The organism is uncultured Paenibacillus sp., from assembly GCF_963515335.1.
GTDB lineage: Bacteria > Bacillota > Bacilli > Paenibacillales > Paenibacillaceae > Paenibacillus_I.
This window is the reverse complement of the sequence record NZ_CAUPYC010000106.1, coordinates 1-7,129: the sequence shown is the minus strand read 5'-3', so window position 1 is coordinate 7,129 and position 7,129 is coordinate 1. Positions and strand designations below refer to the sequence as shown.

Below are 7,129 nucleotides of genomic sequence, written 5' to 3'. Positions count from 1 at the left end.
AAACTCCCGCTATTTTCATGCTAGGTTTGCGAGCGAGAAATCATGAAAGTTTCTTTGGGCCATGCTTGAAAGCCATAACTATCCCTCTTTCCATAATGACTGCCGTGTAATCTCAGTCTATGGCTGTTCTCCAAGCCCCGTCTGTATCATCGCCTGCCACTCGGGAAATGGGCGCACTATACTCGTTAACAATGGCGTCGTACGTGTTATCTCTAATTTTTGCAATCCGTGTATGAGAAAGGACCGGCTGCAAATAGCCCGGTCCCTTCTCCATTCACTCTACTATATCACAGAAACGGACTGTCGTGTCTTGCTTGCAGCTTCTCCCACCGCCGTTCCACTTCCCGCTCGAATTGTTCAAGCAGGCTGCGGTTCTCTTCCTTAAGCAAATGCTTTGTCTTGCCCATATACCGAAGCCATTCCGAGAGCGGAGCCCGTTTGCCTTTGGCATCTGGATTGTAGGTGATTGTCGTGTTGCCGCGCTCCACTTCGTACAACGGGAAGAAACACGAGTCGACGGCGGCCTTGACGATTTTCTCGCCGTCGCGGTCTTCCGATTTCCAGTTTAACGGGCAAGTAATAAGCAGCTTTCCGTAAACCATGCCTTCATTCAGCGCATACCACTGCGCTTTCGCCGCCTTCATGACGAGATCCTGCGGAAAAGCCTCCGTTCCCGTGAACACGTACGGGATGTTTGTCGCCGCCATAATTTGCGGGGTGTCCTTGTGATGGAACGATTTGCCCTGCTGCTTTTTGCCGACGCCGGAAGTGCTTGTCATGTGGCCGATCGGCGTCGAATAGGACAGCTGCGCCCCGGTGTTCATATAGCCTTCGTTGTCGTATTCCAGAATAATCATCTTATGATTGCGAAGTGCCGTGCCGACCGCCGAACCCATGCCGATATCCATGCCGCCGTCGCCCGTAACCATGACAAAGGTGAAATCGTCCGGTACCTCGATCTCCCCGCGGCGCTTCCGTTCGAAGAACGCCTCCACCGTCCCGGACAGCGTCGCCGGACCGTTCTGGAACAGGTTATGGATGAAACTTTGCTTATGGGAGTTGTAAGGGTAACCGGTGGTCGTAATATAAGCGCAGCCGGTATGGAACAGGGTCACGACATCCCCTTCGATCCCCTTGAAGAAGAGCTCGAGCCCTGGGAAAATGCCGCAGCCCGGACAAGCGCCGTGTCCCGACGCGATCCTTTTCGGCTTATCCGTCAGCGCGCGCAACGGCGGGATCCTCACCTTCAGCTTTCCGGTTTCTTCGTTCACGGTCACTTGGATGAGTCCGGATTTGAACGCGCTGCCGTGCATCGGCTCGATGACCGGAGCAAGCTTGTTCCCGGCGTCCCCGGGGAGATGTCCGTAGTAATCGAAAGGCGTTTCCGCATACCCGCGTTCCATCGCTTCGATGGCTAACCCGAAAAACGCTTCCGCGTCGGAGGCATAGAAATCCTTCCCGCCGACACCGAATACGCGCGACAGCACGATCGTATGGTTGTTCTTGTCGTCCTGCAGCGCCGATTTGACCTCGTGGGTCAAATTCGCCCCGCCCGCGCCGTACGAGTCCGCCCGTTCGCCGATGAGCAGCGATTTCACGCCGCGCAGGGCGTTCCGGATCGCTTCCGCCGGGAAAGGACGAATAAAATTCGGGCTGATGATGCCCGCTTTGATGCCTTGTTCGCGGAGAGCGTCCACAACATCCTTGGCCGATTCCGCGGCTGAGTTCAGCAGGAACAGTGCCACTTCGGCATCTTCCATCCGGTACAAATCAAGCGCGCCGTACGAACGTCCCGACAGCTGAGCATACTCATCCGCCACTTCAAGGAAAACTTCACCTGCGCGCCGCATCGCTTCAGACTGCTGGAAATGGTTGTTGATCAAATCGTCGCCGTTCATATAAGCGCCGATCACGACCGGCTTGGCGGGATCGAGAACATGCGGAGCAGCTGGCGGCCGCTCACCGACAAAACGCTGCACCGTTGCCCGGTCGGCAAAATGCTGGACCCTGCGCTTTTGGTGCGAAGTAAAAAATCCGTCGTAAGCTACGATCACGGGAAGTCTTACGTCGGCATGCTCGGCGATGCGCAGCGCCAGGATATTCATATCGTAAACGGCCTGCGGCGTACGCGCCGTCAGGATGACCCACCCGGTGTTGAGTCCGTAGTATAAATCCGAATGATCGCCACGAATGTCGAGCGGTCCGCTCACCGCGCGGGTCACGAGGTTCATAACCATTGGGAACCGCGTACCCGCCTGCACGGGAAGCTGTTCGATCATATACAAGAAGCCGTTCGCGCTCGTGGCGTTGAACACGCGGGCCCCGGCCGCCGCCGCGCCGTAGCAGATACCTGCGGAACCATGTTCCCCGTCCGCCGGAATAAGCTGGATGTCATGCAGCCCCCGCACCTTCATCATGTCCAGATACTGCGCGATCTCGGTCGACGGCGTAATCGGAAAATATCCCATGATATGATAATTGATCTGGGCAGCCGCCATCGCCGCCATTTCGTTGCCGGATTCAAATACGGTCAATTGTTCGGCGTGCAGTCCCGGAGATAAAAGCTGTTCTTCTTGAATCGACATCAGACTCGCCCTCCCGACACATATGCAAAATGCTGCGGCTTACGGTGAAGCTCCGCGTACCCGTGCTCTTCCCGCAGGTCGCCCAGCGCATCCGTCGGACACGCTTCGACGCATTTCAGGCAGCCTTTGCAGTATTGATAATCGATGCCTGTCAGAAACATTTGCGGGTTGCCCTTCTTGTCCGGCCGTTTCTCCCATACGAAACAAAAATCCGGACATACCGTATCGCAGGCGGCACAATGAATGCATTGATCCACTTTAAATTCCGGCAAATACCCCTGTCTCGAGCCGCTTAAATCTTTCAGAACGCTATTGGCGGTTGCCGACAGCAGTCCACCGGCCTCCTGCGTCAGATAGCCGAGCAGCGGTTCGGCACGGCGGAATACCGATATTGGCTCACTGTCAGATCCGAGGTGTTCAAACCGGACTTCCTCGTATCCACGATCGAACGTACGCAAATTGGGCTCCACCAGGTGTGGAACCTTTTTCTCGAACGTTCTGCGGATGACCGTCCGCATCGACTCCGGATCGAGAAAGTCGCAGATCCGAAACAACGCCCCAAGCATCGCGGTGTTCACTCGAGTTTTCTCTTCCACGGAAATGCCGAGCGCGTCGACGATGGCCAGCGTTCCCGTGCGCAAGTTCAAGTCTTGGGCTACCTGCGCGAAATCGCGCGCGGAGTTGACGAGTACAATGCCTCCCGGACGCAATCCATTTACGACATCGACCGATTTGTACAACGTCTCGTGGAACACGCCGATGACATGCGGCTGTTCGATTGGGCTGTGGTCGCGAATTTCAACGTCGGATTCGCAATATCGAATAAAGCTCTTTACCGGCGATCCTTTTTTTTCTGAACCATACGACGAAAAATTCGAGCCGTTCATCCCGTGACCGATGACACCCACTTCCGCCAACATTTTGCCCGCAAGGTTGGCGCCAAGCCCGCCGATCGATTCCAATCGAATCTCATACAAGCCAAGTTCATTTTTATGCGGCAGCATGGACATTGTGGCTTCCCTCATCTCCTGCATAGTTTTGTCGACGTTAACCTTATCACAGTAAACCGGTTAAGGTTGTGATGACGATCACGCTATGTCGGGATGAATGACTAATGAATAGGGCTTGCTGAACGATTGTTTAGCAGAAATTCAAGTCTGTGCGGTCTTCAGCGGAGCGCCATTAACGGTGACCAATAAATAGTCCGATAAAGATCGGCGCACATGCAGGTACGCTTTCAGCCGCGTCATCCCTCCGCCCATAATCGTCTTGCCTTTGCGGCCAGACGCTGTTAGAGGCGGAAGGAATAGACGCCGAGGTTGTAGAATGTACACATGGGTCGCGTGCAGATATGGAACGAAAGCGAGGGACGGCAGGGTAACCTGTCGTTTTGCTGCATCGGGCATGATTGTCGTTAAAACGCTCACGCCATTGGCGGTGATTTTTTCACCGACAAATTACGTGAGCTGTATCATAAGGGACAATAATGATCGGTTCTGACATATGTATATGTACAGCCTCCTGTTTGCAATTTATAAATGGCTCTGCATGGTTGATTTCGATCAAATGAAAACAGCCTAATACCACGTCAAACGTTCTTTAAGTGATGCGACTTGTGCGATATGATGTCGACCGTGCCAAGCATATCTTTGTGTCGCAACATCAAGACTCATTACTCCGTGCGTAGGACTCCTGAATGTCCTTTGAAAGTCTGACGGGTGTAATGAACGGAGTAAAGCAGCAAATCGACTGTGAAGTGATTCCAAGAGAACCAACGAAGGTTCAAGGCATTCATGTCGTTATCAGCCATATGGTGGACTACCTGTTGGACAGTCCAACCACCAGGTCGATAGGGTGTAAGTAATTGCTCCAAAGTTAGATCTTGCACAGTCAGTCGAAGGATTTTTGGCATTTCTGCAATATCCTCAATCCATCTGTTGCGTTGCTCTGGAGTTGGATTCAGTAGGGGTTCGAATTGTCCAATGGGGTAGCGTAAATCATCCATAATCTCATCCTCCAGACAGATACTTGTAATTTAACAGGATTCGATACGCATTGGTTTGATTTGTTTGCGCTGTTTTGTTGTTAATCGTATTTGGTTCATCATCTTCACTCGCCGTTTCTTCTTCCTCTTGTTCTCTTACACAAAAAGAGGGAGTCCGTCGCGGATGTTTTTTCAAGCCATTTCTATAGGGAACGAATTTTAAGAAACTGTGTACTAGTTTCACATGACTTTCCTGCGGACCAAGCATAAAAGCCCCAAATCGTGAGTGTAGTGTTAGGGAGTCTCTCCAACTTCTTGAATTGCTCTCAAAAGCTCTGGTTTAACTTCTGCAAGATTAGTTCTGATGACCTCCCACACAATCGATTTATCAATACCAAAATATTGATGAATCAAAATATTCCTGAGTGCTATCATCTTTCGCCATGGAATTTCCGAGAAATGCTCCTTAATATGCTCTTCTACTCCTTTGGCCGCTTCTCCAATGACTTCTAAGTTCCGGATAACTGCATCCAGTAACATTTCATTACTTGAAAAAGAATCGTAATCGACTCCTTCCGTGTAACGTTCAATTTTATTAATTGCCTCAAGGATGTCATTCAAATACAAATTCGATCTATTCATTGAAATTGTACCTCACCCAATATTTCATTCCTTATGAACGGTTTTAGAGCATTGACAGTTACTAGATCTACAGGCGTTTTAAAAATGGTTTCCAAATAGTCTTTAAGATCCAAAAATTCAAAGCCTACTGGGCGAGAAAATTCAACCAGGATATCAATGTCGCTTTCCTCGTTCTGTTCATTCCTTGCATAGGAACCAAACAACCCAATCTTCTCAACAAAAAAACGGGTAGCCAGCTCTTGTTTATGAGCTTTCAAAATGGCTTCTATTTCGTCCTTTATCACTGAACTCACTCCAATCGGGTGTTCCTTATAGGAATTATTATATCCTAAAAAGTGTGAAGCTGGTGAGTTCAAAGCTCATAAAATGCTCCACCCTCCGCATTACTCTTCGGTTAGCAATTCTTTTAAGCTTTTTTCGTTAATGCCATTCTGCACAAATTGAAACTTGGTTTTGGAAATCCGCTGCGCCAGATCTATAATCTGGCCTAAATGATATCCTGTATCTCGGCCAGATGATAAATTATCATTTTCTTCCCTGGGGAGGCCTTCTCATCAATCTCTCTGCATCTTTCTCGAATCCATACTGAACGTATAGTTCATGCGCGTCCTTCGTGCCCAGGATTCCCGTCATATATTCGTATTGTTCTGCCTCTACAATAACTTCAACCAATTTCTTTCCGACGCCCTGTCCCCGATATTCTTCCAAAACAAATACATCGCATAGATAATACACAGCCGCTCCGTCCGTTACGATCCTTGCATATCCAATCTGGCGAGGTTACAACGGTTCTACAACAGTCTCACACCTTCAACCGCCAACATATACATCGTTAAAGATTGGGCGTCCTGCATTATCCATTCCCGATATTCTTTTTCCGCTTCGACATATTCTTTTTCGGTGAGATACCCGTCTCTTTCCATTTGAGCCCCTCTGCTTGAAGCAGTATCCGCCCATATTCCAATGCGGGTTAGAAAATCGGAATCTGCCCGCTTGGTTATCTCATGTTGGGGGGTAACCGTGATTCCCTCGATTCCCGTTTTTTGAAACAAATCGGGCAGGTGATCGGCAATCGCATTGTTCCTACCTGCATCGGAACGCCATTTCAAATACGCAGAATAGAAAGAAAGCATACTTGCGGGCGGTTGTGGTTCCCACAATATTTTCTCATGATTATAATCGGCAATTACAATACGCCCACCGATTTTCGCGGCCGTTTTCATCATTTTCAATGCTTTTAACGGATCAGAGAGCCAGATTAGAACACGAGCGGAGGTAACCATGTCAAATTCCTCTTCATAGGCAAGATTATAGATATCACCTGTCTCAAACGTCAATCCCGGCGTATCGCCATGAGCTTGACGGGCTTTTTCGATCAGGTTCGGATTATTATCTATACCAACAACACGACCGTTTGGACCAACTGCTTCTGCTATCCCACGCGTGATTGCTCCGGTGCCGCAGCCGACGTCAAGCACCGTCGTACCTTCCGTAAGCATTTCAGCCAGTCTTTTATGAGACTTTGTTAACGACCTTGAATCTAAAACGTTTGTCAGCTTTCCGGATAATTCCGCCCGGTTCCGGGCAGTAGTTGTGTCCATTGGTTATCTCCTCCTATAACTGATTCAGCCTCTAAATTTTCCATTACTTGATTATATTAATGATAGCGCTAAATCTTATATTGGCACAATATATGTATCATATGATCTTTATAGATAAAACCTATATATCGTTCAGATAAATCACGCGCATTTCCGCTTTAGGGCTGGAGCGCACAGCCTTCAAACCCACGGGCAACATTTTCGCCGCGAGTGTGCGCCGCCTTGCTCTCCAGCCCGCCAGTCATTTATCAGCTACGACGGTGACTTTACCACTGTGTGCCTTTTTGCCTCAAAAACAATAATGCATGCTCGACAAA

General features: G+C 49.6%; 6 protein-coding genes and 1 pseudogene. All 7 read right to left on the bottom strand.

The window, feature by feature from the left end; genetic code table 11:
• Positions 1–287: 287 nt before the first annotated feature.
• Positions 288–2,585 carry a thiamine pyrophosphate-dependent enzyme gene (locus tag RWM61_RS19735; protein WP_314004053.1) on the bottom strand — a complete coding sequence of 766 codons (2,298 nt, stop codon included), beginning with the start codon at positions 2,583–2,585 and terminating at the stop codon, positions 288–290.
• Positions 2,585–3,595 (bottom strand): 2-oxoacid:acceptor oxidoreductase family protein, encoded by a 1,011-nt coding sequence (locus tag RWM61_RS19730; protein ID WP_314004050.1) that lies wholly within the window; start codon positions 3,593–3,595, stop codon positions 2,585–2,587. Before RWM61_RS19730 ends, RWM61_RS19735 begins: the two co-directional genes overlap by 1 nt.
• A gap of 567 nt (positions 3,596–4,162) precedes the next feature.
• Positions 4,163–4,590, bottom strand: a pseudogene (locus RWM61_RS19725) (DinB family protein).
• Positions 4,591–4,863: 273 nt separating this feature from the next.
• Complete coding sequence (locus RWM61_RS19720) at positions 4,864–5,211, bottom strand: DUF86 domain-containing protein (RefSeq protein ID WP_314004046.1); 348 nt, start codon at positions 5,209–5,211, stop codon at positions 4,864–4,866.
• Positions 5,208–5,495, bottom strand: coding sequence for a nucleotidyltransferase family protein (locus tag RWM61_RS19715; RefSeq protein ID WP_314004044.1), 288 nt, complete (start codon positions 5,493–5,495; stop codon positions 5,208–5,210). Before RWM61_RS19715 ends, RWM61_RS19720 begins: the two co-directional genes overlap by 4 nt.
• Before the next feature lie 241 nt (positions 5,496–5,736).
• Positions 5,737–5,982, bottom strand: coding sequence for a GNAT family N-acetyltransferase (locus tag RWM61_RS19710; protein ID WP_314004056.1), 246 nt, complete (start codon positions 5,980–5,982; stop codon positions 5,737–5,739).
• A gap of 20 nt (positions 5,983–6,002) precedes the next feature.
• On the bottom strand, positions 6,003–6,812 hold the full coding sequence (locus tag RWM61_RS19705) for a methyltransferase domain-containing protein (protein WP_314004041.1): 810 nt from the start codon (positions 6,810–6,812) through the stop codon (positions 6,003–6,005).
• Between the last annotated feature and the right edge of the window lie 317 nt (positions 6,813–7,129).